General features: G+C 52.8%; 26 protein-coding genes and 1 tRNA gene. 9 read left to right on the top strand and 18 right to left on the bottom strand.

Features of this window, described 5'->3' with window-relative positions; genetic code table 11:
• Positions 1-25 precede the first annotated feature (25 nt).
• Genes MWU63_RS15840 through MWU63_RS15830 form a run of 3 tightly spaced genes read right to left on the bottom strand, consistent with a single transcriptional unit; the run spans position 26 to position 2,756 of the window.
• Positions 26-787, bottom strand: a complete 762-nt coding sequence (locus MWU63_RS15840) for an enoyl-CoA hydratase/isomerase family protein (protein WP_213890336.1) — start codon at positions 785-787, stop codon at positions 26-28.
• Positions 784-2,085 (bottom strand): phenylacetate--CoA ligase family protein, encoded by a 1,302-nt coding sequence (locus MWU63_RS15835; protein WP_213890335.1) that lies wholly within the window; start codon positions 2,083-2,085, stop codon positions 784-786. The genes MWU63_RS15840 and MWU63_RS15835 overlap by 4 nt, the downstream gene beginning before the upstream one ends.
• The gene (locus tag MWU63_RS15830; RefSeq protein ID WP_213890334.1) at positions 2,085-2,756 is read right to left on the bottom strand and encodes a TetR/AcrR family transcriptional regulator; all 672 of its coding nucleotides are present in this window, start codon (positions 2,754-2,756) and stop codon (positions 2,085-2,087) included. The genes MWU63_RS15835 and MWU63_RS15830 overlap by 1 nt, the downstream gene beginning before the upstream one ends.
• 162 nt (positions 2,757-2,918) lie before the next feature.
• Here MWU63_RS15830 and MWU63_RS15825 point away from each other — a divergent pair, with 162 nt between their 5' ends.
• Together MWU63_RS15825 and MWU63_RS15820 are read left to right on the top strand one after the other, a co-directional pair.
• Positions 2,919-3,842, top strand: coding sequence for an MBL fold metallo-hydrolase (locus MWU63_RS15825; protein WP_213890333.1), 924 nt, complete (start codon positions 2,919-2,921; stop codon positions 3,840-3,842).
• A 9-nt stretch (positions 3,843-3,851) separates the two neighbouring features.
• Entirely contained in the window at positions 3,852-4,805 is a 954-nt protein-coding gene (locus MWU63_RS15820; RefSeq protein ID WP_213890332.1) for an MBL fold metallo-hydrolase, read from the top strand.
• Here MWU63_RS15820 and MWU63_RS15815 read toward each other — a convergent pair whose 3' ends face one another.
• The 14 genes from MWU63_RS15815 to MWU63_RS15750 form a co-directional block, all read right to left on the bottom strand.
• Positions 4,806-5,894, bottom strand: a complete 1,089-nt coding sequence (locus MWU63_RS15815) for a YeeE/YedE family protein (protein WP_213890331.1) — start codon at positions 5,892-5,894, stop codon at positions 4,806-4,808.
• Between the two features lie 3 nt (positions 5,895-5,897).
• Complete coding sequence (gene hemA, locus MWU63_RS15810; RefSeq protein WP_213890330.1) at positions 5,898-7,121, bottom strand: 5-aminolevulinate synthase; 1,224 nt, start codon at positions 7,119-7,121, stop codon at positions 5,898-5,900.
• A gap of 10 nt (positions 7,122-7,131) precedes the next feature.
• Complete coding sequence (locus MWU63_RS15805; protein ID WP_213890329.1) at positions 7,132-7,563, bottom strand: DUF302 domain-containing protein; 432 nt, start codon at positions 7,561-7,563, stop codon at positions 7,132-7,134.
• A gap of 81 nt (positions 7,564-7,644) precedes the next feature.
• Positions 7,645-8,913 carry an NAD(P)/FAD-dependent oxidoreductase gene (locus MWU63_RS15800; protein WP_213890328.1) on the bottom strand — a complete coding sequence of 423 codons (1,269 nt, stop codon included), beginning with the start codon at positions 8,911-8,913 and terminating at the stop codon, positions 7,645-7,647.
• Between the two features lie 26 nt (positions 8,914-8,939).
• Entirely contained in the window at positions 8,940-9,641 is a 702-nt protein-coding gene (locus MWU63_RS15795) for a c-type cytochrome (protein ID WP_213890327.1), read from the bottom strand.
• 11 nt (positions 9,642-9,652) lie between these two features.
• Positions 9,653-10,897 carry a c-type cytochrome gene (locus tag MWU63_RS15790; RefSeq protein WP_247078640.1) on the bottom strand — a complete coding sequence of 415 codons (1,245 nt, stop codon included), beginning with the start codon at positions 10,895-10,897 and terminating at the stop codon, positions 9,653-9,655.
• A complete protein-coding gene (soxC, locus tag MWU63_RS15785; protein WP_247078638.1) occupies positions 10,881-12,155 on the bottom strand; it encodes a sulfite dehydrogenase in 1,275 nt (424 codons plus the stop codon). The genes MWU63_RS15790 and soxC overlap by 17 nt, the downstream gene beginning before the upstream one ends.
• Positions 12,156-12,203: 48 nt before the next feature.
• The gene (gene soxB, locus MWU63_RS15780; protein WP_213890324.1) at positions 12,204-13,898 is read right to left on the bottom strand and encodes a thiosulfohydrolase SoxB; all 1,695 of its coding nucleotides are present in this window, start codon (positions 13,896-13,898) and stop codon (positions 12,204-12,206) included.
• Between the two features lie 89 nt (positions 13,899-13,987).
• Positions 13,988-14,839, bottom strand: coding sequence for a sulfur oxidation c-type cytochrome SoxA (gene soxA / locus MWU63_RS15775; protein ID WP_213890323.1), 852 nt, complete (start codon positions 14,837-14,839; stop codon positions 13,988-13,990).
• Between the two features lie 25 nt (positions 14,840-14,864).
• Complete coding sequence (gene soxZ / locus MWU63_RS15770; protein ID WP_213890322.1) at positions 14,865-15,194, bottom strand: thiosulfate oxidation carrier complex protein SoxZ; 330 nt, start codon at positions 15,192-15,194, stop codon at positions 14,865-14,867.
• Between the two features lie 17 nt (positions 15,195-15,211).
• Entirely contained in the window at positions 15,212-15,631 is a 420-nt protein-coding gene (gene soxY, locus MWU63_RS15765; RefSeq protein ID WP_213890321.1) for a thiosulfate oxidation carrier protein SoxY, read from the bottom strand.
• 25 nt (positions 15,632-15,656) lie between these two features.
• A complete protein-coding gene (soxX, locus tag MWU63_RS15760; RefSeq protein ID WP_213890320.1) occupies positions 15,657-16,136 on the bottom strand; it encodes a sulfur oxidation c-type cytochrome SoxX in 480 nt (159 codons plus the stop codon).
• 120 nt (positions 16,137-16,256) lie between these two features.
• Entirely contained in the window at positions 16,257-16,835 is a 579-nt protein-coding gene (locus MWU63_RS15755; protein WP_213890319.1) for a thioredoxin family protein, read from the bottom strand.
• A gap of 20 nt (positions 16,836-16,855) precedes the next feature.
• Positions 16,856-17,596, bottom strand: coding sequence for a cytochrome c biogenesis protein CcdA (locus tag MWU63_RS15750; protein WP_213890424.1), 741 nt, complete (start codon positions 17,594-17,596; stop codon positions 16,856-16,858).
• 141 nt (positions 17,597-17,737) lie between these two features.
• On the opposite strand from MWU63_RS15750, the gene MWU63_RS15745 reads away from it, so the two are divergent.
• The 7 genes from MWU63_RS15745 to MWU63_RS15715 all read left to right on the top strand — a co-directional run bounded on the left by MWU63_RS15745 (position 17,738) and on the right by MWU63_RS15715 (position 22,624).
• Complete coding sequence (locus MWU63_RS15745; RefSeq protein WP_246531773.1) at positions 17,738-18,076, top strand: hypothetical protein; 339 nt, start codon at positions 17,738-17,740, stop codon at positions 18,074-18,076.
• 115 nt (positions 18,077-18,191) lie between these two features.
• Positions 18,192-18,527, top strand: a complete 336-nt coding sequence (locus MWU63_RS15740; RefSeq protein ID WP_213890318.1) for a metalloregulator ArsR/SmtB family transcription factor — start codon at positions 18,192-18,194, stop codon at positions 18,525-18,527.
• Positions 18,528-18,588: 61 nt separating this feature from the next.
• On the top strand, positions 18,589-19,644 hold the full coding sequence (locus tag MWU63_RS15735) for a YeeE/YedE family protein (protein ID WP_247078636.1): 1,056 nt from the start codon (positions 18,589-18,591) through the stop codon (positions 19,642-19,644).
• A gap of 64 nt (positions 19,645-19,708) precedes the next feature.
• Positions 19,709-19,999, top strand: a complete 291-nt coding sequence (locus MWU63_RS15730) for a ribbon-helix-helix domain-containing protein (protein WP_213890316.1) — start codon at positions 19,709-19,711, stop codon at positions 19,997-19,999.
• A 92-nt stretch (positions 20,000-20,091) separates the two neighbouring features.
• Entirely contained in the window at positions 20,092-20,487 is a 396-nt protein-coding gene (locus tag MWU63_RS15725; RefSeq protein WP_213890315.1) for a VOC family protein, read from the top strand.
• Between the two features lie 32 nt (positions 20,488-20,519).
• Complete coding sequence (locus tag MWU63_RS15720; protein WP_213890422.1) at positions 20,520-21,038, top strand: Twin-arginine translocation pathway signal; 519 nt, start codon at positions 20,520-20,522, stop codon at positions 21,036-21,038.
• A gap of 14 nt (positions 21,039-21,052) precedes the next feature.
• A complete protein-coding gene (locus MWU63_RS15715; RefSeq protein ID WP_213890314.1) occupies positions 21,053-22,624 on the top strand; it encodes a GMC family oxidoreductase in 1,572 nt (523 codons plus the stop codon).
• 167 nt (positions 22,625-22,791) lie between these two features.
• Here the strand turns inward: MWU63_RS15715 and MWU63_RS15710 are convergent.
• Positions 22,792-22,868: transfer RNA gene (locus tag MWU63_RS15710), tRNA-Met, on the bottom strand.
• Positions 22,869-22,877 lie beyond the last annotated feature (9 nt).

The following is a 22,877-nucleotide window of genomic DNA, read 5'->3' as shown; positions in this document are numbered from 1 at the left end:
GCTTCACGTGGTGTACACCCCTTCTTTAGAAGGAAGACAACCGTTTTGTCGTTTCCGGGTCCATAAAACCAGCCACCGTCGCGTCAGTTTCAAGTTGCAGCGCGCGATGCAAATCTGGCGTTGCGATGGCGTTCAGCACTCGTTTCATTGAGCGCACCGACAAGGTAGGCAGATCAGACAAACGTTCGGCCGTTTCCTGTGCCTTTTCAAGAAGCGCGTCATCCGCCTCGACGCGCCATGCAACCCCTGCATCCAATAGGTCGTCTGCTGTGTATTTTTCCCCAAAAAAAAGCATTTCGCGGGCTTTGTGCAGGCCTACCATCGACGGCAGCAGGGAAGTTACCGCCCCGGTTACAAAAATGTTTAACGAGACTTCAGGGAAAAACCCTTTCGCGCTTTTGCCCCAAATTGGGAAATCGCAATTGATCGCCCATTCAAAACCGCCACCAACGGCCCAACCGTTGATCGCGCCTACAACGGGCTTTGCCCCAAAAATGATGGCATGGGTTGCGCGTTGAATAGCCTGAACAAGATCACGCGCTTCCTCTTCAGAGTCAGGGTGAACATGTTCGCGCCGATCGTCCCCTGCGCAAAACGCTTTGCCGGCGCCCGTGAAAACGATTGACCTGGTCTCTGTATCTGCGTTTGCATCGTCAAAAGCCCGCGCCACTTCGTCAATCAACTGGCGGTTCATTGCATTCAGGCTTGCAGGCCGGTTCAGCGTGATCGTTCTGACGCCTTTTTCACCAAGAACGCTCAGCACGGTTTCATAGGTTTGCTCGGTCATTCGTAACTCCTAATCACGCGTCTGGTTTTTCCCTCTGTTACAGGAAACGCCCCGTGCGGCAACAAGCTGACATGCGCGGAAGCCCCAAGTGTTTTTTTGAATTTCTTTTCGATCTTTCGGGCAAGTTCCTGCGATACCGGACGACCAGACGCCAGTTCAACTTGCACAGGAAGCACATCGTATGGCGGCGGTCGATCCAGCACGATCCGGTAGTCACCCGTCACGTCCTCAAAACTGTTGATCACGGTTGCGACCATTGTCGGGAACATGTTGAGCCCCCTGACAACAATCATATCGTCAGAACGGCCAACGACACGAAACCGAAAGCCTGCGCAGCCGCATTGACAAAGCTCTGTTTCATCAATGGCGATAATGTCACCTGTACGAAACCGAACCAGCGGCTGACAGTCCCGCACAAGATGGGTCAATACCAACTCTCCGGTTTTGCCGGCTTCAATAGGTATCGGTGTTTCGCTCTCGGGGTCGATAAGCTCAGGGTACAAAACATCCTGCGCAAGAAAATGAAGACGCGTATCGTATTCACATTGAGCGGCGAAATTCGAAAACACATCTGAAACGCCGAAGTTTGCATTGCGCGGCTCGAACCCCCAGGTGTTTTTCAAACGCTCCCGAAACGTTGGGTCATCAAGCCCCGGTTCACCGCCAAACAACCCCAGCCTGAGACCCAGATCACGCGGGGCCAACCCGGGAAACTTTTCCGCGATGACGCGTTCAAGAACCGCGGGATAGGACGGAGTGCAGGAAATGGCCGTGACACCAACCTCTTTTATCGTTCTGATCAGAAGTTCAGTTCCACCAACGCCGAAAGGTATGACAAGGGCACCCGTTGCCTCAAGCGTCAGGTGATCAGTCACGCCGCCCATCCACATCTGGTAATTCAGGCAATGCGCAACCGTATCATCAGGTGTCAAACCTGCAGAACTTTGTGCCCGCCCGCCGACAATCTGGGTAATCTCAGCGTCCCGCGCTGACAAGGCGAGGTTCATTGCCTGCCCGGTGGTTCCTGATGTTCTGTGCAAACGAACAGCCGCGCGCTTAGACGCCGCAAGGTAATTTCCAAAAGGGGGATGATTGGCTTGAGAAACACGGAGCTGCGCCTTATCGGACAGTGGCAGGTTGGGAAGGTCTTTTAGATCCTTCGGAGGGACCGCTCCCTCCCAGAGTTTATGATAAAAGTCAGACTTGGCAGCAACATATGCGCTTTGCTTTTCCCATGCCTTCTGATTGTGAAGAAAAAGCTCAGCGCTGTTCATTTTCTCTGCGTTTTTTACAAGCATTAAGGTTCCATCCCTCTGCGCCAGAGCAAATTAAGGGTGTCGATCACGGCGTCCCTGTCGCTGGAGAAAGACGCCATATTGGGATCGTTTGAAAGCAGTAGACCTGTCAGGTACTGATCTGTCATTCCGCCAAGCGCATAGGCCCGGCGCATCAATTCATCATGCGCCAAAGACCTGCCTTCCAGTGCAAGCCGCCGTTCTGTCGCCGCGACGACATTTTCAAGCCATTGTCGGTTTAGTGTCTGGAACGCTTTCTTCGCTTCGGGAAACCCATCCAGGTGGTTGATAAGGCATTTCATCAGGCCGGGATTTTGCTCGAACAACGCGACATATGTGGCGGTTGCTGCGCGCATCGGATCTGCAGGTTCCTGCTGCGACGCCCTGTGCATCTCGCCTTGGACAAAAGAAATATACCGGAGCGCTACGTCACCGACCAGAATGTTGCGGTCGGCGAAATATATATAGAACGTACCATGCGCTATTTTCGCCGCTTGGCAAATTTCGGAAACTGTTAAATCAGCGAGGCTAAGTTTGTTCAGGCAATGGCACACAGCAATGCGAATATTTGCTTTCGTCCGCTCGCCCTTTCGTGCGTCTTTTGCGGCGCGTGCAAGTTCGGTAGGAAAACCAAAATTCCCTTTGGTTGCCAGTTTTCGTGCTTCGGCATTCATTAAATGTATTCTCATTAAATAAATATGACATCAGTTTCATTATTAATGTGTCAGAGTCAAAACCTTTTTCGCTTAAAGCGTCAAGTTAAAGCACAGCTATTGATCGACTCTTAAAATTCATTCATATTCATATAATAGAATTTAATGGGATAGGGCGTGAAAATGAAAACCAGCAGACGGATGTTCTTGTCAAAGTCCCTCGCCACCCTATCCATTGCAGGTGCAAGCACCGCATTCGGGTCAAAGATCTGGGCGCAGACGTCTACACAGCTCGGCGCTTTTCAAATAGACACATTAAGTGACGGCAATCTTGTTTTGCCCGGTGATTTTGTGTTCGGCGCGATGCCTCAGTCCGAATTGGGCGACATTCTTTCCCGCCACAACATATCGCGTGAACAGGTCACGCCGGACTGCAACCTCACGCTGCTGCGTGACGGAGAACGGACAATCTTGTTCGACGCCGGTTCCGGCCCGGATTTCATGCAAACTGCTGGTAAAATTGGCGAGGCATTTGACGTTCTTGGCATCGATCCCGGCGAGGTTACGCATGTGGTTTTCACCCATGCACATCCCGATCATCTTTGGGGCGTTATGGACGATTTCGATGAGCTATATTTTTACAATGCGACGTATCTTATCGGACAGGCAGAATGGGTTTACTGGACAGACCCAAAGACCGTTGAAACAATTGGCGAAAACAGAACAACTTTTGCAATTGGAGCACAGCGGCGGCTTTTACAAATCGAAGACAACACTTCATTTTTCAAAGATGATGAGGAAATCTTGCCCGGTGTCGCCTCCAGAGCTTGTTTCGGCCATACACCCGGCCACATGGCGTTTGAACTGCGCAGCGGTGCTGAAAGCCTGATGGTCGTCGGTGACGCAATTGCCAACCATCATGTTGCCTTTGAACAACCCGGTTGGATATCCGGGTCTGATCAGGATGGCGAAATGGCGGCACAAGCGCGGATCTCGCTGCTTGATCAAATTTCTACAGCACAAATCCCAATGATTGGGTTTCACCTGCCATATCCCGGCATCGGGCGTGTTGAACGCGCCGGAAGCGGTTTTCGGTTTATTCCATAGGAGCATTTCATGAAATTCATCCTCGCGGCCGCTTTGATTGTTTGCTCAGTTCCCACATGGGCAAGCGAAGATATTGCAGACCAATATCCGGGCTCGCCACTCTATTCCAAGCCTGTCGAATTTATACCGGGTGTATTTTCCGCTATTGGCGCCACCGCCCCACCCAACTATGAAAACACCGGGCATAACAACAACCTCAGCTTCATTGTGACAGGCGAAGGTGTCGTGGTTGTTAACAGTGGCGCGGCCTATGTGCTCGCCAAAGCCTTGCACGACGAAATCAAAACTGTGACTGACCAACCGGTGGTGCTGGTTACAAACGAAAACGGACAGGGCCACGCGATGCTTGGTAATGGCTACTGGGCAGAGCAAGGCGTGCCTATCGTTGCACATGTCGATGCAGCACATGAATTTGAAGAAGATGGCACTCAAATTTTGGAATCGATGAAGCGTTACAATCAGGACAAAGCTGAAGGAACTTTTCTACAGGGTCCGACAATCACGTTTGAAGACGAATATATCGTCGAACTTGGGGCGTATCGCATTGAGGTCAGACATTTAGGCCCAGCGCATAGTGCGGGTGATGTTGTTGTCTGGTTGCCAAACCAAGATCTGGTGATTTCTGGTGACATGGCATTTCACGAGCGCATGTTACCCATTTTCCCGGACACGTTAACAGCAGACTGGCTGGAAACCTGGGATACGGAATTTGAAGCGCTAAAGGCAACTTATGTCATCCCCGGCCACGGCCACCCGACAAACATGGATCAGGTCCGAAGATACACAAAAGGCTATCTTGAGTATTTGCGCGCGAAGATCCGCGAGCATCTTGATGCAGGCGGCAGCCTGACAGACGCGTATTACGTGGACCAAACACCTTATGCGCACCTTGATACCTACGAAGAACTGGCAACAAAGAACGCCGGGCGCGTCTATGAGCAAATGGAGTTTGAAGACTTTTAGTCAGGCGGCAGAAGCGGCCCCAGTTACCGCCTGCGGTGCAACAGCCTGCATGATAAGTGTCGTTGACACCGCACCGACCCACATAAAAAACACGGCAATCCAAGCGGTCAGCGCCATGATCGCCCCCCCGGACAGGCCAGCACCAACAGCACAGCCACCGGCCAGCATACCGCCAAATCCCATAAACACCGCGCCAACCAGATATCGCTCCATCGGTGTGTCCGGGCCAAAACGCTGAAGCCGGAACTCTCCACTTAAAATCGCCATAACTGCGGCCCCCAGAAAAACACCCGGTACAAGGCCGATGCTGAAGCTTCCGGGCATGGACTTGTTATTCACAAGCCCCATCAAAGTATCCGCTGATGGACCCGTAAAGGTTACACTTGAAACCGGAACAACATCAAAAGAAGACAGCGAAATATCGTAGGTCAGCGCCCAGCCCAGCGCGACGGCACCGCCAACCAGTGCCGCGGCAACAAGGCGTGAAAGACCACACCTACGATAAAATGCTATCCCAATCGAAATACCGAGCAGTATGACAGCAAGCACCGTCACGGTGCCCTGCCCCAGCCCGGTAATATGGAGCAGGTCCCGGGCCTCGCCACCAGAAACCACCCAAAGACTGCCTAGCTTTTCACGCAGTGTGGCCAATACTCCGCTCAATGAGGCTTGCGCGACAAGTGTCAAAACCAAACCTGTCACAATCGCCCTGAGGTTCCCTGTTGCCGAAAGAACCAGAAGTCGGCCTACACATCCGCGCGCCAAAACCATTCCGATCCCGAAAAACGTGCCTCCGATGATCGCGCCTGACAGGCTGCCTGTCGCAGCCAATTGACGCGCTTGGCTCACATCAAGGATACCAAATGCGACAAGCCCCTGCGTGAGGGTCAGCGCCGCAAAGAAAGCGACTAGCCAAATCGCGGTTCGCGGCCCTAATTGCCTGGATGAAAATTCTGCAGTGGCCGCACGCAAACAAAACCTGCTGTGCTGTGCAGAGGCGCCAAAAACCACGCCAACAACAAGCCCCGCAGTGACCAGCAGGGCGCCTTCGCCGTAGCGTTCAATCAGGGCCTCGAATAGTGCGAGCATGGACTACTGTGCGGCCATCGGAAGACGGGCAAGCTGGCATTGCGCCCAAAGGTCGCCGAGCGCGGCAACCAAACGGTCTATGTCTTTTTCGCTGTGGACGGGCGACGGTGTGATGCGCAAACGCTCTGTACCCTTTGGCACAGTCGGATAGTTTATCGGCTGGATATAGATGCTATATTCGTCAAGCAGCACATCAGAAATATACTTACATTTAACCGGATCACCCACCATCACAGGAATGATGTGACTAGGGTTTAGTTCGTGTGGAATTCCGATTGAGTCAAGCCTCGCCCGAACTTGCGCTACGCGCTTTTTCTGCAAGTCGCGCTCTTCGCCACTTTGCTTCAGATGCCGAACAGAGGCCGCAGCACCAGCAGCAACTGCAGGCGGTAACGCCGTGGTAAAGATAAATCCGCTGGCGAAACTTCGCACAAAATCACAAAGCTGCGCAGAGGCCGCGATGTAACCGCCAACAACGCCAAATGCCTTGCCCAGTGTTCCCTCGATCACCGTCAACCTGTCCATCAAACCTTCACGCTCGGCAATCCCGCCGCCGCGTGGGCCGTAAAGGCCAACCGCGTGGACTTCATCAAGGTAGGTCATTGCGCCGTACCGGTCTGCAAGATCACAGATTTCAGCAATCGGGGCGATATCACCGTCCATTGAATAAACGCTTTCAAACGCAATTAGTTTGGGTTGACCTGCGGGAAGAGACGCGAGCTTTGACTCAAGATCAGCGAGGTCATTATGCTTCCAGATCAGCGTTTTTGCCCGGGAATGACGGATACCTTCGATCATCGATGCATGGTTCAACGCATCAGACAGCACAACACAGTCAGGTATCTTTGACGCAAGCGTCCCCAGTGCCGCCCAGTTTGAAACATATCCTGAGGTGAAAAGCAGTGCATCTTCTTTGCCATGCAGATCGGCCAGTTCCCGTTCCAGCAGCACGTGATTATGGGTGGTCCCCGATATGTTCCGTGTCCCACCGGCCCCGGCGCCTGATTTGTCGAGCGCATCGTGCATCGCGGATAAAACCGCCGGATGTTGACCCATCCCAAGGTAGTCATTGGAGCACCAGATCGTCACTTCGCGTGCACCGCCGCCAGTCCTGTTTGTTGCAGAGGGAAACGCGCCTTTGTGGCGTTCCAAATCTGCGAACACACGGTAGTTGCCTTCTTCGCGCAACCGGTTCAGTTCATCTGCAAAGTGCTTTTCGTAATCCATATTATCTCACTCACTCGCTCACCGCACTTTTTGCGATACTGTCCAGCAGGGCCTGAACTTCCTGCATCGGGCCATCGGGATATGTGCGATACCCAACAGTCACAGCCTCCCCTTGCTGAGCTACGAAAACACCATATGGGCAGTGGGCGATATTCATAGGATCGGCCTCCATCACCTTACGTGACAGAACTGCCGAGCAGAAAACGAAGATGTCCGCATTTTCGAAAATCACCTTGTCGCTTCCGACATCAGCGCCTGTTCTAATCAGCATCTCGCCCACGTGACTGACATAATCAATCACCAGTCCTTCACCGACGATAGCGCTTTCAACACCGAAAGCGGCGTCTTCGAAGGAACCGGCGAAATTATAGGTGACGGCCTCCTGTGCCATCGCCAAGCCTGCCATCGCACCAAACGCCAACGTTAACAGAGCAGTTTTCATAACTCTCTCTCCTTCTAATCAGCCAAAATAACCCGAAACAAAACGTCCGGCCTTGATATGCCTCAATTCATCCGTGTGTCGCTAGCCGAACATGTCGGCCGTGATTCCATCGTACCATCCGACGGATTCCCGATAGGTCGCGGCCCTGAGGTCAACGCTTTCGCCAGTTGCGGAGATAAACCCGTCAACTTTCGCAATCTTTTCTTCAGTAGCTTCGTAGGTAGCACCAACTTTGACGCCATTGTCAGTGTCGATCAGCGACCAACAGGTGTTGGAGTAACGGGCCGGAAACACGCTTGAGCCTGTGAGCGCACCACGCACAGAATTTGCGCAAACCTTCGCCTGGCTGTTCGCCGAGAACCCTGATTTCGGCATATCGCCCTGCGAGGTTGCATCCCCAAGCACATATACGTTTTCGTCCATCTTGGACGACATATCATTTGCATTTACCGGGGCCCAGTTTCCATCCGTGACCCCTGCCATTTCAGCGATGCGCCCAGCTTTCATCGCTGGGATTACGTTACAGGCATCAACACTTGTAACTTCGCCATCAATGCTTACGGTCATTGCGTGTGGGTCGACTTCAACATTGCCGCCACCAAAATCAGCGCCGATCCAGTCAATCATACCGCTGTAGTTGTCCGCCCAGCCTTCCTGAAACAGCGCCATCTTGGAAAATTTCTCCTTGGGATCGGCGACTATGATTTTTGCGGTCGGGTTGATGTCGCGCAGGCGGTGCGCAACCATCGACACGCGTTCGTATGGCCCGGGTGGGCAGCGGAACGGGTTGGGCGGGGCCACCATCGCGAAGGTGCCACCTTCGGGCATTGCTTCGATCTGGGCTTTCAGCAATTCGGTTTGCGAACCAGCCTTGTAGGCATGCGGCATTGCGTTCTGTGAGTTCAGATCCCACCCAGGTACGGCACCATCTACAAAATCAATACCTGGCGACAGGATAAGCTTGTCATAGGAAAGCGCCGAACCGCCAGCCAGCGTAACAGTCTTTGCATCCCGATCCACACTGATTGCCCAGTCATGAATAACGTTGACACCGTATTCAGAGGCAAGTGTTCCGTAGCTGTGTGCAATCGAGTCAATTTCGCGGAACCCGCCAATATAAAGGTTAGAAAAGAAGCAGGTGTAATAAGTGCGTGTGGGTTCAACGAGGGTAACGTCAATCTCGCCATTGCTGTCCTTGGCAATGTAACGCGCAGCAGTTGCGCCACCTGCGCCGCCACCAATCACCACAACTTTCGCGCGGCCATGCCCCGATCCAATCGCCATTGGTGCTGCAAGAAGAGCCGAAGCAGCAGCAGTGGTTCCAATAAACTTACGTCTGTTAAGTTTCATATCAATTCCCCCAAAAAACGGTGCCCCTATTGGTCGAGGCTTTTAAAATACGCGGCCAAGGCCGCAATCTCTTCGTTTGACAAGCGTCCTGCCATCATTTGCATGACGGGGTGCAGTCGCTTTGCGTTCTTGTAAGCGTGCAGTGCGATCACAAAATCTTCGACCGGCCAGTTTGTGATCGAAGGAATGCCATTATCATTCCCGCTGAGCAGGTGGCACGTCGTGCATTCGTTTGAGAGATACTCGCCATAAGCCGGATCACCGGAGATTGCTAAAATTTCAGGATCAAAATCATGATCCAAGCCTTTGGCTGTCGGTGCTGCTTCTGGAATATTCGCCGGGCTGGCCGAGAACAGGCGCAGATAGGCAAGCAGATCGTCGCGATCCTTCTGGTTTGCGATCCCCCTGAAACTCATCCGGGTTCCACTGACCAGATTTCTGGGGTTCTCGATAAACGTATCGAGAGACTCGTAGGTCCAGACCAACCCCCCGGTTGCGGTTCGCTCCATAGCGTTCGAATACCGAAAGCCCTCGGCCGCCCCCGCGCTACGATCGAAAACTCCGTTCAGACTTGGACCTATACGGTGCTCGGCACCTTCGCCAACCTGGTGACACCCAGCGCATTGCCGGAATAGAGCTTCACCGCGTTCGGCGTTTCCCCCGGCCTCTGCCGTGACCTGGCTCGCAAATCCCAGTGACAACAGAGTGGTAAGAAAAATCCGTCGCATTCTTCGATGCCCTATTCGCTCATGCTGCCGAGATAGGCGATGATCGCGGCAACATCGCCTTCATCGCGAAGACCTGCAAAAGACATTTTGGTGCCCGCAAGGAAGTCTCGCGGATTCGTCAAAAACTCTCCGAGACTTTCTTCAGACCAGACAAGACCGCCACCCCCGGCATCCTGCATAGCGCTGGAATAACGGAAACCTTCGACCGAGCCTACGGAACGGCCAATGATAGCATTCAAATGCGGGCCAACCCGGTTTGAAGCACCTTCGCCAACCTGATGGCAGGCGCGACATTTACGGAACACTGTTTCGCCTGCCGCAGCCAATTCCGGGTCTATCGCGTCGGTGGCATCCGTTGTCTCTTCGCTGGCTTCATCTACTGCTTGGGTGGTTTCTGCAGCTGCCATTTGCTCTGTCGTTTCTTCAGCAGCATTTTCTTGTGTTTCATCACTTTCAGCCGCCTCGGGCGTCACATCCAGAACGCGGGCACGCTTGACGATCTCCACCGTGTCTTTGCAATTTTCCATACAAGCTTCTTTGGAGAATTCACCTAGCTCTACCTCTGCCCGGTCATCCATGAAAAAGTTATCCTGATTAGGCATCTGCACTTCGGCAAATGTTTCCCTGTTCAGTACAAAGTCATCTTCAACCAGATAGTTAAGGTAAAGAACGTACGCGGTAAGCGCATAGACCTCGTCATCGGTAAGCGACTGTGCGTTGCCGAACGGCATTGCCCGGTGAATATAGTCAAAGATGGTCGACGCATAGGGCCAGTATGATCCGACAGTCTTAACAGGATCTTCGCCATCCAATGTCCCCTCACCCCCGGCCAGAACGGGCCACCGGCCAATGGCCTCGCCAAAATCGCCGTGGCACATCGCGCAGTTTTCAAGATATATCTCTTCGCCCGTGAAAACATCGCCGCTACCTTCGGGCAAGCCAAGACCATCGGGGCGTACATCAATATCCCATGCAGCAACTTCTTCACTCAGGGCCTCACGACCAAGGCTAAATCCGCCTTCTGGTGACTGCAGCATCATTTCAACTTGTTCGATTTCAGCCATGGGTTCGGCGCTGACAGAAGCTTCTTCAGTACCCGTCGTGTCCTCGGTTGCGGCGTTTGCAGCGACAACAATACTGCCGCGCACTGGTGCCGGTATGTCCACGACAAACTGGTCGGCCAACATGTAAGCAGACCCCAAAACTCCAAGGGCACCCGCTCCGGCTGGTGCTAGAATCTTAAGAAATTTCGACATTTTCGGCGATCCCTTGTTCGTTTACATACCAGGTTTGGATACCGTTATTGTGGTAGATTGAGTTTTCGCCCCGAATCACGCGCAGCTGGTCCTTGGTTGGCTGGACATAGCCGGTTGAATCATGCGCCCGGCTTTGCAAAAGCAGCGGGCTGCCGTCCCAGTCAAATTCGAAATAGAACCGGTGCATCGACATCGGCAGCGACGGCCCGGATATGCGGGCCTGATGCCAGTTCTTTCCTCCGTCCAGCGTCACATCCACACGTGGAACTGTACCCCTGCCAGACCAGGCCACACCGGTCAGAACTGTATGGCCCTTACCGTGATTCAAAGGCGCTTGAGGTGATGGGTTGGTGATGACCGATTTCGCGTCCATCTCCCAAGTAAAACGACGCGCGCTACCGTTTTCCAGCAAGTCAGTATATTTTGAGGTTTCCTCGCGGTGATGCCATGGCATGTCGCCGACTTCGATGCGGCGCAGCCATTTGATCCACATGTTGCCTTCCCAACCGGGAACAACCAGTCGCATCGGATATCCCTGTTCGGGACGCAGCGCTTCACCGTTCATTTTGAACGCGACAAGACAGTCATCCATCGCTTTTTCAATCGGCACTGATCGCGTCATGGCAGAGGCGTCGGCGCCTTCCGGCATCACCCATTTGCCGTTGGTCTTCACACCGGCTTCTTCAAGGATCAGGCGTAGCGGCACACCAGTATACATCACGTTATGGATCATACCGTGCGTGAATTGGCAGCCGTTAAGCTGCGCACCGCGCCACTCCATCCCGGTGTTGGCTGCGCATTCAAGGAAATAAACGTGGTTTTCCCGTGGAAACCGCATCAGATCCTGCAGGGTGAAAACCAATGGTTTATCTACAAGCCCATTGATCATCAGGCGGTGCTTGGCAGGATCAACCTCTGCGACACCTGCATGGTGGCGTTCAAAACACAACCCATTCGGCGTAAGGATACCATCCAGTTCGTGCAGAGGCGTGAAGTTGATGGAGGACACTGTATCTGCGGTCAGCCATTCTACGTTCTTGCGTTGAACGTGCGCCTCAAATTCGGATGGCACCCCATACGAGCTTACGTCAACACCGTCGCCCAGATTCTGGTTCCACGGCTGGAGTTCCGTTATCGCAGTGTCAGGTGCCGCCTGTGCCAGACCAGCCCCTGTAACTGCCCCACCTGCTGCTAGTGCGCCTTTGAGGAATGATCGGCGTGATGGTTTCGAACCCTTGAATATTTTGACCATCGTCATTGTCCTCTCTTTTCTTCTTTTTAGCTGGGGCTCGCACCCCGCTAATACTCACGCCCCAACGACTTCCACACTGTCGTTGGGTTCGATCGAAACTGTGCCCTGTTTGCGAATATGGCTTTCGACAACGTCCCAGATCGTGGGTCCTTCGGTACCTTCGTTCACGCTGGCCCAGCCAGCGACCACATAGGTTTTGGCGGGGTCGATCTGTTCACCGGACTTCAACAGAGTCATCTCGGTGATCCGCTCGCCTTGTGGTTTGTTGATATCGATCCGGTATCCCATACCGCCTACACGCACCATATCGCCGCCTTGCTGATAGTATGGATCCGGGTTGAACAAATTGTCTGCGACATCTTCCAGAATTGTGTGAATGAATTCACCCGTCATTTCCGTGCGGTAGGCTTCGGGGTAACTCATCGCGGTTGCGTTGAAGATGTCTTCGCGTGTTATGTCCTGCCCGGGTAGCAAAGACGCTCCCCACCTGAAGCCAGGTGAGAAGGCAATGTCGGCCTCGCGCTCAGAAATCAGCGCATTGCAGATCAGGTCATCCCACGTTCCATTGAAATTCCCACGACGATAGAGAAGGCTGTCTGTCGATCCAATAACCTCCTCCAACTCATCCTTGTAAGGCGCACGGTGGCTGTCAACCAATGCTGACATCTCAGGGTCTTTTGCAATGACATCCGAGAAAATCGGTATCAGCTTGTGATTGACTGACTGCAAGCCGCCATCCCGTACATCGAGGTCCAGTCTGCTTACAAATTTTCCGTGACTACCACTAGCAATCAGATGGGTTTTGCCGACCAGAACAGGTTCAGGCAATGCGTCATGGGTGTGCCCTGTCAAAATGATGTCGATGCCTTCAACGTCAGCGGCAAGTTTGCGGTCAACGTCAAACCCGTTGTGCGACAGAAGCACGACAAGCTCGGCCCCCTTGCCACGCACTTCAGCAACCATTTCAGCCATGTTGTCCTGCCGGATGCCAAAACTCAGATCGGGGAACATCCAGCCTGGATTAGCAATTGGCATGTAAGGAAAGGCCTGACCGATCACTGCGATCGGCACACCGCCACGTTCAAACATTTTATATGGCTCAAACGCGCGCTCATCCCACATCGTGTCAAAGATGTTGGCACCCAGGAACGGATGGTTCAGTTCATTCTCGACAATCTCCATCACCCGGTCGATGCCAAGGGTGAATTCCCAGTGCGAGGTCATCGCATCTGTGCCCAACAAATTGAAGGTCTCGACCATATCACGACCGTTGGTTCTGAGCGCAGTCAAGCTGCCTTGCCAGGTATCTCCCCCATCAAGCACCAGCGCGTCGGGACGATCTGTGCGGATAGATTTGACGACTGTCGCGATCCGGTCCATTCCACCCATGCGTCCGTAGCCCTTAGCCAGCGCGGTGAAATCGTCATAAGTCAATGCATAATCAAGCGCTGACCCCTGCCCCAATCCGTAAAGTTCACGAAAATCAGCACCAGTGACATGCGGCGGTTTTCCGATCACACCACCTACGCCAAGATTAATCTCAGGCTCGCGGAAATAAATCGGTTTCAACTGTGCGTGGATGTCAGTGATGTGTACAAGGGTTACGTTGCCGGTCGTATTGAACCCAAGAAGATCTTCCTGTGTCAGCGCCTGCTGCGCCGCCAGTCGTGACCAATTCCCAAAACCGGATGCGCCATAAATTGCTGAGGCAGCGAGGCCCGCTTGCAAGAAATGTCGGCGAGAGATCATGTGAATACCTTTCGTAAAATACGCATGCGTTAAATTGAATGTTTAACCTTACAAAAACCCCGCACCGATCACGCGGCGCGGGTTGAAAACTAGTTACGAACAGATGGTCCTTCGACCGAAAGGCCATTGCCACGTGAGGCAACATAAAGCTCCAGTGCTATGAACTCTGGTGATCCGGGCGAATATGTTTGTGCACGCGTATCACGTACACAGCCCTTGAACCTCGAATGCACAGCATTCAGCTTGGCGTTTTTCAGGCGGTAGACCGGAAAGCCATTGATCTGACCCTGCGATAGGTGATCTGCGCGGATCATGTTGCCATAGTTGTCTTCATGGCAATTCGCGCAGCTTAGCTCCAGTTGGCCTGTGCGCGTGTAATAAAGATCACGCCCCATTTCCCATGTGGATTGTGCAGGCCCGTCAATTGCAACGTTGACTGCCATCCCCCGCGAGACTGACGCCAGCAGTGCAGTCATATTGACCATCGTCCCGCCAGTGTATTTCCAGGGTTCTCCACCCATCCGCTCGGTCACACACTCGTTGATTTGCATCTCAAGCGACTGAACCTCGCCATGCTCTTCATCCCATTTAGGATAAACAGCGCGAACACCAGCAAGTGCTTCGGGGCTGTCATGACACGAGGCACAGGATTCCCCGCCCGATCCGCTTTCACTGGCAAATACTTCACGCGCATCATCAACCCAGATCATGCCCGGATTTTCGAAGTCGTCTAATTGCAGGGCTTGCGTTTCGCTTGATCGGAAAAGCCAGCCAGACATAACCTCGCTCATGTTTTCCATATGATCAGGCGCAGGTGCGCGAATGGTCATGTCGATTTCACCATTCACGACCAGATTTGCGTTTTCGTCCGCCAAAGCAGACGCAGCCACAAACGACAGCGCCGATACTGCGGCTACTCCCTTAAGAGCCAATGCTTTCATTGATCTTCCTCCCAGTCGCGTCATCTTATTCTACGGCGATTTCTTTTTGTTCTTCGTAGACGGACCCATCATCGTCATACCAGGTGAACTGGAATGTGCCGCTTTCAGAGATCGTTGCCTGAAACTCAAAAAATGGGTTACGCGAGATTGCTGGCTCAAGCGTCACATCAATGACATTCTGACCGTTAAAATCGCAGGTAAAGCGGTTGATGATCGATCTAGGAATGACATTTCCATCGCCATCTTTACGCTGACCAGATTCCATATTGTGGCTGATCAAGGTTTTGATCGTAATCGTTTCTCCTGCCGCGACGGTTGCTGGAACACGTACGCGAGGCCTAACATTTTCTGCCATGTCTCAATCCCTTCCTGTCAGCCGCCGCAGCCGCCGATTGTGACTTTCACCTCTTGCGAGGCCTGCACGAAGCTTCCGTCAGCCATTTTTGCAACAGCAACCACATCTTGCGTACCAGCCAGACGAATTCTGGTTGAGGCGACGTGAGATCCGGCAAGCGGACCAAAGTTGAAGGTTGCCACACCCGGGTTCGGGTTGCCTGCTGCAAGGATGATGATGGATACCGCGCCTGGCGCATCGACTTCGATCGGAACAGTATTGCCATTCTCCGCAATCTCGGGTGCGGTGAGGGTTATACCGCCTGTTCCGGGCTCGACCCCGCCAGTGAATTCGGCGATCTGGTCCTCAGTCGCAGCGGCAAATACCGGCATTGGCAATGCTGCAACAACAGCGCCGCCGATGGCCATCAATAGTGTGTCTCTACGTGTTAAATTCATGATTGCTCCTTAAACAATGCCGTGCTCATTCTTCTTTGAGCGTGAGCAGATATGCGACAACATCTTCGATCTGTTGAGCGCTGAGCAATGGCTCCAGCTCTCCTTCGGCGGCCTTACCGGTAAAACCGTTGCCGGGCCTGATAAAGCCATCGGTTTTGTAAAACGCCGGCATCATGGTGTCTGGGAATGTCATCTTCGCATTTGCAACAATGCCGCGAAGCTCTTCTGCAGACCAACGACCAGCAACTCCGTCAAGTGAAGGGCCGATATCGCCGTGAAACGGGAAGTCTGAAAGTTCGCTGACCTCGTGACAGGCTATGCAATTGCCGAGCCCGCGCGTTCTCATAATCGTCTTACCACTTTCCGGGTCTCCTGCCGCTCCGGAGAGTGTATTGGCGATAGCACCCTGATCGTCGAAAGAAACATCAGACGGTGCTGTTGTTCCCGCCATCACGACCGTCGAAGCAGCGATAAGCCCGACTGCGAATAATATGGTTCGCTTCATGTGTCCTCCCTAAGACTTGAAAACTTTTCTTTTTGTCTTTCGGGTTAAACGTAGCGCACTGCTTTGTGTCGACGCAACAATAAATTCGATTATTTGAATTTATTGTTGCGTTCTGCCTGTTTAGTCTGTGCTTCCATCGTTTCGTTCACGAATCCGCCGGGCGTGATAGCGCTGAAAATCCTCGTCATCCACTGACTCGTACCGTTTTTCATTGACCCATGTGAACAAGTCTAGGGTGGTCCCTGCACCGAAAGCACCTGGCATCATTGCGACAGATGCCTGCTGTGCTGATTGACCATCTTCCACCGTTTCAGCCAAGAATAAAATGGTTGGCGTAAAGAGAATTCCCCATTTTCTGGCCATATCTTTTTCCGAAAGCGTTTCGCCATCGAAATCCGTCACACCAAGATCACCATGTAAGTTCAGTTGAACAACAAAGTAATTCTCTTCAATATAGCTGGCGATTTCGGGTTGCGGAAAAACCTCTTCATGCATTGAGGTGCAGTAGACGCAGCCGCGTTGTTCAAAAAACAATGCAAGACGCAGACCTTCTGCATTTGCCTCAGCCAAATCCTCGTTCAGGTCTTTAAACGTATCCCGCATCCACGCAGTTTTGTGCAGACCATCATCACCAAGTTCCACAGCCCAGGAAGATGACGCAAGAAACGCTGCTGCCAGGAAGGTAAGAAAAATTCTCATGGTCGTTTCTCCTTTTCAGATTACCCAATGCGACTAAAAACAGGAAAGGTATCGAGCATCCATTGAGCTATGTAATTGATTGAATTTGTTGCGATCAGAAGCCCGAACAGTATCAGTAACAGGCCCATCAGTTTTTCAACCAGACCCAAATGGCGCCTAAAACGGGCCATCCAGCGCATGAAAGGTGCAATGAACATTGCCGCAATCACAAACGGCAATGTCATCCCTGCACCATAAGCGAACAACAACCCGGCCCCGCGCCCAGCAGTTTCTGCGCCCGCTGCGGTAAACAGGATTGTCGCCAAAACCGGACCCACACAGGGCGTCCACCCAAAAGCAAAGGCAAGCCCAATAACATAGGCCCCTAAAAAACTGAGGTTCGATGTATCCCCTGCATCCGCCCTGAATTGCCGGTAAAGAAACCCAATTCGCAACACACCAAGGAAATGCAAACCCATGACGATGATCAATGCGGCAGCCATCCAGCGAAGGACGTCAAACCATTCACGAACCAACTGGCCAAAAACAGTCGCCGTTACCCCCATGGCCATAAAGACCGTAATCACTCCGAAAGAAAAAAGGAGCGCGGACAAAACCGCGCGCCGACGGACGGAAACCGAAATAACCGCGTCTGCGGAGATTTGGTTCATACCAACTCCGGCCAGGTAGCTGAGATAGAACGGTACGATCGGCAAAACACAGGGGGAAAGAAACGATAGGAGCCCCGCTATTATAGCGCCGGTATAGGTGATATCGAACATGTGCTGACCCAGTTCTTGATTCATTCAAATATTCAAATTATGTTGTTTGTTGTCTGGTCGTCAAATGATCTGATGCATTCGAGTGGTTCAACGATGTCTTGTTTCTTAAAATCTCTAGTGCTGACTTTCAGCTTTCTAAGTATGTTTTCAACGGCCTGGGCCGGAACTAATTTGATTATGGTTGAAGAACAGGGATGCCTATGGTGTATACGCTGGAACGAAGAAATTGCACCGATTTATCCGAAAACCGAAGAAGGCGCGCACGCTCCGCTACGGCGTATCGATCTTCATGACCCGCAACCGTCTGATCTCACGTTCAAGCTTCCGGTCCGTTTCACACCAACTTTTATCCTGATGGATAACGGCATAGAAGTTGGGCGCATCGAAGGCTATCCGGGAGAAGATTTCTTTTGGGGTCTTCTCGGAGTTCTTTTTCAAAGGATACCCATCAGGGGAGCAACTACAAACATCGCAGGTTAAGAGGCAAAGGACTTGCACAAACTTGTGAGCAATGAAACGAGTACCGCATTTGACGCGACCCTTAAAACAAGGGTATTTGCGAACAATCGGATAAAACGACCTCGGGAAGAAAAAGATGGCGCTGCCAGTATTTGATGAAACCTTATCCAAAGACGATATGAGCTTGATGCACGAAAATGCGACCCGAGCGTCGAATTTTCTAAAGGCACTTGGCCACGAGGGCCGCCTGATGATCCTTTGCTACCTCGCAACCGGCGAAAAATCGGTTACCGAACTTGAAAGATTTCTATCCGCACGCCAGGCAGCCGTATCACAGCAGCTTTCCCGTTTGCGCCACGAAGGACTCGTAAGCCCACGCCGCGACGGGAAGACAATTTACTACAGCTTGACAGATGACCGTTCGCGCCAAATCATGGAAGTTGTCTATGATTTGTTTTGCAAGTCCGAATGAATAGTAACCGCTGATCGGTTGCTATGACCTTCCGGTTTTGACCTGAGGAGGAGGTCAAACGATGCAGGAAATTATGAGTGACGCAATGCTTGTCGCTATAGTTGGGCTGCTTGGCGGTGTCGCCTTGGGGCTCGCTGCGCGCCTTGGACGGTTTTGCACGTTAGGTGCGATCGAGGACCTGCTCTATGGCGGGGACGATCTGCGAATTCGCATGTGGCTCGTCGCGCTTGGTGTAGCAATATTTGGCACCTTTTCTCTTTCGGGTCTCGGATTACTTGAGACACAACAGGCTTTTTACCTGTCTCAGACCTGGAGCCCACTTGCCAGTATCATTGGTGGTTTGGTTTTTGGGTACGGCATGGCGCTTGCTGGCAATTGCGGTTTCGGTGCGCTCGCGCGTCTGGGTGGCGGGGACATGCGGTCTTTTGTGATTGTACTGGTCATGGGGCTGGCATCTTACGTCATGCTGTCCGGTCCGCTTGCCAAGCTGCGCATAACAATTTTTCCGTCCGAACCCGTGGTTGGAACCCCGCCCGGTTTCGCGCATTCTCTGGCATCGCAAACAGGGCTGTCGGCTATCCCGATCGGCCTTTGCATCGGTCTTCTCGTTCTTATTCTTGCGCTTATGTCCCCAAATATACGCCGTTCAAAAGAGGCCTTGTTCTGGAGCGTTGTCGTCGGCCTGGCGATCGTCAGCGGCTGGGCGGGCACGCAATGGGTCGCGCGCCACGGCTTTGACGTGGTTCCCATCGTATCGCATACGTTCTCTGCCCCAATCGGTGAAACAATGCTCTACGCCATGACCTCCAGCGGAAGTTCCGTCAGCTTCGGTACTAGCTCTGTGTTTGGGGTATTGTTGGGCTCATTTATCGGCAGTCTGATCAAAGGCCATTTCAGGTGGGAAGCATGTGAAGATCCGCGGGAATTGCGCAGGCAAATTCTCGGAGCCTGCATGATGGGGTTTGGCGCGGTTGTTGCTATGGGGTGCAGCATTGGCCAGGGGTTGTCAGCGTTTTCACTATTGGCATTCAGCGCGCCCGTCACGCTCGCAGCAATCGTTATTGGTGCCGCATTCGGGTTGCGCCAGCTCATCGCGGGATTTGAGCCAAAAATCTAAAAACTTGCTAATTTGTGGATTCACATCAAAATTAGAATTCTAATGACTGTTTGGGAGGCAAGTCATGTGTCAGATTTTTGCCGGACAAGACCCTAAAGATTATCAGCCCGAAACGCGGCGTCTGCGCCTGAACGGGCAGAGCACAAGCATCCGCCTGGAAAAATCTTTTTGGGAAATCGTTGACGGAATAGCGCAGAACGAGGGGCTCACAACACCTGCTTTTGTGTCCAAGCTCCATTCCGAAGTCCTTGAGCTTAGAGGAGAAGCTCCTAATTTCACCTCATTGCTTCGCTGTGCCTGCCTGATACGGCAGCACCATCTGTCGTCAGCACCAGAATCGATCGCTGCTGAATAAATTTCAGGTGTAGTACCTCGTTACTACCAAGGCCCTAAATTGGTTCGCTACCCTTACCAGATCATGCAGTTGTTCGGGTTAGGGAGGTGCCAATGGCAAAAGCAATCCACGCAATGATTCGCGTCCTGGAGGAAGATCGCTCGGTCTCTTTCTATGAAAATGCCTTTGGGCTTACGTCTGCTGAGCGGATGGATTTTGACGATTTCACGCTCGTCTATCTCAGCAACCCCGAAGCCAGCTTTGAGCTGGAACTCACAATCAACAAAGCAAGAACTGAACCTTACGACCTTGGCGATGGCTACGGTCACATAGCGTTCTGTGTTGAAGATCTGGATGCTGAGCACACGCGCTTCAACGATGCAGGTTATGCGCCACGCAAGATCGTAGAATTTAACAAAGACGGCAGTTTGCTGGCGCGGTTCTTCTTTGTGCAGGATCCGGACGGCTACCAAATCGAAGTGCTGCAAAGGCACGGACGCTATCACTGACTCAAACTAAAGATAGGGAGGACTCCATGACTATGGGATCAAAAAAACTAACACTGACCCGAAGGGACCTACTTTCGCACAGTGTGGCAGCAGGTGCTGCTTTTGTCGTAGGTTCCGGCTATGTGGCGAGCACATCAGCCGCCTGGGCTATGGAGGTTGAACACCTTCAACCAGAAACAATGGCAACCCTGATCCAGATGGCACGCGACATCTACCCACATGATCACGTGGCTGACGAATTCTATGCAGCGGCGGTCAAAGGCTATGACAACGCAGATAGTGCAGAAACCGTCGAATCCGGCATCGCCGCGTTGAACGCCGCTGCTGTTGGGATGGGTTTCGCCAGTTACGTCGATACCGGTTGGGAGCGTGATCGCGTCGACATTTTGCGCGGCATGGAAGACAGCGGCTTTTTCCAAACCGTACGCGGCGGTCTTGTAACCGGGCTCTACAATCAAAAAGCCGTTTGGCCGTTGTTTGGTTATGAGGGCGAAAGCTTTAGCAAAGGCGGTTACATCGACCGTGGCTTTGACGACATCAACTGGATCTGAGGGAGGACATAACAATGGCTGCACCATATGACATGAACGACGACAGCGTTGTCGTCATAATCGGAACCGGCGCTGGCGGCGGTGTTCTGGCAAACGAGCTTGCGCAAAAAGGCGTGAACGTTGTCGCGCTTGAGGCCGGAGGGCGATATCTGCCCGAAGATTACATCAACGACGAGTGGGAAAGTTTTGGCCAGTTAGCCTGGCTCGACGCCCGCACCACATCAGGTGACTGGCGCGTTGCCAATGATTTTTCGGGCCTGCCCGCATGGATCGTGAAAGCGGTCGGCGGCACAACAACCCACTGGGCTGGCGCTTCGCTGCGCTTTCAGGACCATGAATGGAAAGCGAAAACCAACTACGGTGACGTACAGGGCGCAAACCTTCTGGACTGGCCGATAGATGGCGCGGAAATGGCGCCTTATTATGAAAAGGCCGAAACCAAGCTGGGCGTCACCCGTACTGGTGACCGGGCTGGATTGCCGGGCAACAACAACTTCAAGGTTTTTGAAGCTGGAGCGAAAGCCCTTGGCTACAAAGAGGTGCATACTGGCCGCATGGCAATCAATTCGGCAGACTACGATGACCGAATGGCGTGCCAACAAACAGGCTTTTGCTTTCAGGGCTGTAAATGGGGGGCAAAATGGTCTGCCGCCTACACCGACATCCCAAGGGGGGAAGCCACCGGCAACCTTGAAGTACGAGAACGCGCACATGTTCTGAAGATCGAACATGATGACTCCGGAAAGATTACCGGCGTTCTTTACGCGGATGCGGACGGCAACCAGCAGATGCAAAAGGCGCGCATTGTCTGCGTGGCTGGGAATTCAATCGAAAGTCCGCGCTTGCTACTGAATTCTGCGTCCAGCATGTTCCCCGACGGCCTGGCAAACAGTTCCGGTCAGGTTGGACGCAACTATTTGCGACACATGACCGGATCGGTCTACGCGGTGTTCGACAAACCCGTAAAAATGTGGCGTGGAACGACCATGGCAGGCATCATTCAGGACGAATCCCGCCACGATCCGTCCCGCGGTTTTGTTGGTGGGTATGAACTTGAAACCTTGGGGTTGGGTTTGCCCTTTATGGCCGCATTCCTTGATCCCGGTGCATGGGGTCGCGAATTTACGACCGCGTTGGACGGCTATGAAAACATGGCTGGCATGTGGATCGTGGGCGAAGACATGCCACAGGAAACAAACCGCATCACGCTGAACCACAAGGTAAAAGACCAGTTCGGCCTGCCAGCACCAAATGTGCATTTTGATGATCATCCCAACGACATTGCCATGCGCAACCATGCCTATAAGCAAGGTGCGGCGGTCTATGACGCGGTTGGCGCAACGCGTGTCTTCCCGACACCACCCTACCCGTCAACGCATAACCTTGGCACAAACAGAATGTCGGAGAATCCAAGAGATGGCGTCGTGAACAAACACGGTCAGACTCACGATATCGCTAACCTGTTCATCTCGGACGGCAGCCAGTTCACGACCGGTGCGGCTGAAAACCCAACTCTGACGATTGTGGCGCTTGCTATTCGGCAAGCCGATCATATCGCCAGTGAAATGAACAAGGGTAACCTTTAATCGCGAAACGAAAAACCTACCCTGGGCTGCCCAGCCGTCCGGGGTAACATCCTAGCTAAGACAAGGGCTTTTTCACCTGCCTCGCCGCGTGCTTCCGCGGCGATTTTGCCAACGCAAAAGGCCACCCAAGGACGGTCGCTAAATTACTGTTATATAATGATAAATTTTGGTTGCGGGAGTAGGATTTGAACCTACGACCTTCAGGTTATGAGCCTGACGAGCTACCGGGCTGCTCCATCCCGCGACAGTTTTT

It is taken from the genome of Pseudohalocynthiibacter sp. F2068, from assembly GCF_023015645.1.
In the GTDB taxonomy this organism is placed as follows: domain Bacteria; phylum Pseudomonadota; class Alphaproteobacteria; order Rhodobacterales; family Rhodobacteraceae; genus Pseudohalocynthiibacter; species Pseudohalocynthiibacter aestuariivivens.
Note: the sequence above shows the minus strand (reverse complement) of the source record. Positions and strands in the feature narration are given on the sequence as shown.

What these genes read in the sequence shown, in the direction of transcription:
- soxZ (WP_213890322.1), bottom strand. Translation starts at nt 15,194, where the DNA reads ATGGCAGAAAATGTTAGGCCTCGCGTACGTGTTCCAGCAACCGTCGCG.
- MWU63_RS15805 (WP_213890329.1), bottom strand. Translation starts at nt 7,563, where the DNA reads ATGAAAACTGCTCTGTTAACGTTGGCGTTTGGTGCGATGGCAGGCTTG.
- MWU63_RS15730 (WP_213890316.1), top strand. Translation starts at nt 19,709, where the DNA reads ATGTGTCAGATTTTTGCCGGACAAGACCCTAAAGATTATCAGCCCGAA.
- MWU63_RS15735 (WP_247078636.1), top strand. Translation starts at nt 18,589, where the DNA reads ATGCAGGAAATTATGAGTGACGCAATGCTTGTCGCTATAGTTGGGCTG.
- soxX (WP_213890320.1), bottom strand. Translation starts at nt 16,136, where the DNA reads ATGAAGCGAACCATATTATTCGCAGTCGGGCTTATCGCTGCTTCGACG.
- soxY (WP_213890321.1), bottom strand. Translation starts at nt 15,631, where the DNA reads ATGAATTTAACACGTAGAGACACACTATTGATGGCCATCGGCGGCGCT.
- MWU63_RS15820 (WP_213890332.1), top strand. Translation starts at nt 3,852, where the DNA reads ATGAAATTCATCCTCGCGGCCGCTTTGATTGTTTGCTCAGTTCCCACA.
- hemA (WP_213890330.1), bottom strand. Translation starts at nt 7,121, where the DNA reads ATGGATTACGAAAAGCACTTTGCAGATGAACTGAACCGGTTGCGCGAA.
- MWU63_RS15800 (WP_213890328.1), bottom strand. Translation starts at nt 8,913, where the DNA reads ATGAAACTTAACAGACGTAAGTTTATTGGAACCACTGCTGCTGCTTCG.
- MWU63_RS15740 (WP_213890318.1), top strand. Translation starts at nt 18,192, where the DNA reads ATGGCGCTGCCAGTATTTGATGAAACCTTATCCAAAGACGATATGAGC.
- MWU63_RS15825 (WP_213890333.1), top strand. Translation starts at nt 2,919, where the DNA reads ATGAAAACCAGCAGACGGATGTTCTTGTCAAAGTCCCTCGCCACCCTA.
- MWU63_RS15815 (WP_213890331.1), bottom strand. Translation starts at nt 5,894, where the DNA reads ATGCTCGCACTATTCGAGGCCCTGATTGAACGCTACGGCGAAGGCGCC.
- MWU63_RS15725 (WP_213890315.1), top strand. Translation starts at nt 20,092, where the DNA reads ATGGCAAAAGCAATCCACGCAATGATTCGCGTCCTGGAGGAAGATCGC.
- MWU63_RS15715 (WP_213890314.1), top strand. Translation starts at nt 21,053, where the DNA reads ATGGCTGCACCATATGACATGAACGACGACAGCGTTGTCGTCATAATC.
- soxB (WP_213890324.1), bottom strand. Translation starts at nt 13,898, where the DNA reads ATGATCTCTCGCCGACATTTCTTGCAAGCGGGCCTCGCTGCCTCAGCA.
- MWU63_RS15835 (WP_213890335.1), bottom strand. Translation starts at nt 2,085, where the DNA reads ATGCTTGTAAAAAACGCAGAGAAAATGAACAGCGCTGAGCTTTTTCTT.
- MWU63_RS15795 (WP_213890327.1), bottom strand. Translation starts at nt 9,641, where the DNA reads ATGCGACGGATTTTTCTTACCACTCTGTTGTCACTGGGATTTGCGAGC.
- soxA (WP_213890323.1), bottom strand. Translation starts at nt 14,839, where the DNA reads ATGAAAGCATTGGCTCTTAAGGGAGTAGCCGCAGTATCGGCGCTGTCG.
- MWU63_RS15720 (WP_213890422.1), top strand. Translation starts at nt 20,520, where the DNA reads ATGGGATCAAAAAAACTAACACTGACCCGAAGGGACCTACTTTCGCAC.
- MWU63_RS15745 (WP_246531773.1), top strand. Translation starts at nt 17,738, where the DNA reads ATGTTTTCAACGGCCTGGGCCGGAACTAATTTGATTATGGTTGAAGAA.
- MWU63_RS15750 (WP_213890424.1), bottom strand. Translation starts at nt 17,596, where the DNA reads ATGTTCGATATCACCTATACCGGCGCTATAATAGCGGGGCTCCTATCG.
- MWU63_RS15830 (WP_213890334.1), bottom strand. Translation starts at nt 2,756, where the DNA reads ATGAATGCCGAAGCACGAAAACTGGCAACCAAAGGGAATTTTGGTTTT.
- MWU63_RS15840 (WP_213890336.1), bottom strand. Translation starts at nt 787, where the DNA reads ATGACCGAGCAAACCTATGAAACCGTGCTGAGCGTTCTTGGTGAAAAA.
- soxC (WP_247078638.1), bottom strand. Translation starts at nt 12,155, where the DNA reads ATGACGATGGTCAAAATATTCAAGGGTTCGAAACCATCACGCCGATCA.
- MWU63_RS15790 (WP_247078640.1), bottom strand. Translation starts at nt 10,897, where the DNA reads ATGTCGAAATTTCTTAAGATTCTAGCACCAGCCGGAGCGGGTGCCCTT.
- MWU63_RS15755 (WP_213890319.1), bottom strand. Translation starts at nt 16,835, where the DNA reads ATGAGAATTTTTCTTACCTTCCTGGCAGCAGCGTTTCTTGCGTCATCT.